This window comes from Nocardioides sp. NPDC057772 (assembly GCF_042798075.1).
Classification (GTDB): Bacteria; Actinomycetota; Actinomycetes; order Propionibacteriales; family Nocardioidaceae; genus Nocardioides.
In genome coordinates this window covers 1-1,202 of sequence record NZ_JBHVKN010000400.1, presented here as the reverse complement: position 1 = coordinate 1,202, position 1,202 = coordinate 1, and the positions used below count along the sequence as shown (strand labels likewise).

Sequence of the window (1,202 nt, the reverse complement as noted above, 5' to 3'; positions counted from 1 at the left end):
CGCCGGCTGGCGCGCGCGATTCTTCGCCTCGGTCCCGAGCAACCTGAAGAACCCGGCCTGGCTCGCCGAGCAGGCCACCTCGCTGGGTGCCGAGACCGGACTGAAGGTCACGGTCTGGGGCGAGGACCAGCTCGCGGCGGAGGGCTTCGGCGGCATCGTCGCGGTCGGTCAGGGCTCGGCCACCCCGCCGCGGCTGATCCGGCTCGACTACACGCCACGCAAGGCCGGCCGGCTGAATTCGCTGAAGACGGCACCGACGATCGTGCTGGTCGGCAAGGGCATCACCTTCGACACCGGCGGGCTCAACATCAAGCCCGGTGACGGCATGATCAACATGAAGCGTGACATGACCGGCGGTGCGGTGGTGCTCGCGGTGATGGCGGCGCTGGCCGAGGTCGGCTGCCGGGTCAAGGTCGTCGGCCTCATCGCCTCCGCGGAGAACGCGATCTCCGGATCAGCGCTGCGCCCCGGCGACGTCGTCACCCACTACGGCGGCCGCACCTCCGAGGTCACCAACACCGACGCCGAGGGTCGCCTGGTGCTCGCCGACGCGATGGCCTACGCCGTCGACAAGATCAAGCCGGCCGCCATGGTCGACATCGCCACCCTGACCGGTGCGATGCGGGTGGCGCTCGGGCAGACGATGGCGGGCTACTTCGCCGACGACGACGCGCTGGCGTCCCTGCTGAGCGAGGCGTCGGAGCTCTCCGGCGAGACGCTGTGGCGGATGCCGCTGGTGGCCGACTACGAGGAGAAGCTCGCCTCGAAGGTCGCCGACGCCGACAACGCTCCCGGTGGCCCCGGCGCGATCACCGCCGCGCTCTTCCTGCACCACTTCACCGGCGGCATCCCGTGGGCACACCTCGACGTGGCCTGCGGCGACGCCTACGCCGACGTCCACGAGCTCACCCCCGGTCCGACCGGCTTCGGTGCCCGGGTGCTGCTGACGTGGCTGGCCGACGCCGACCCGCTGGCTGGCGTAGGTTCCTGACGAGACGTCACCCCGGTCGGCCGAGACGTCACCCCGGTCGGCCGAGACGTCATGTACGTCGGCCGAGCTGGCACGCAGGTGTCACTTCGGCCGACGGGGTTGACCTCTGGGCTAGATGTTCTGACCGGGGAGGTTGGGCACGCGGTCGATCGGTGACTTGCCCCTGAGGCTGGTGTGGCCGCGGTGGTGATTGTAGTGGTGCAGCCATTTG

At 70.4% G+C, this 1,202-nt stretch carries 1 protein-coding gene; it reads left to right on the top strand.

All coding sequences use genetic code 11. From position 1 onward, the window contains the following. The coding region (locus ACFVJS_RS28015) for a leucyl aminopeptidase family protein (RefSeq protein WP_378886809.1) at positions 1–991 on the top strand (991 nt) is incomplete at its 5' end. Positions 992–1,202 lie beyond the last annotated feature (211 nt).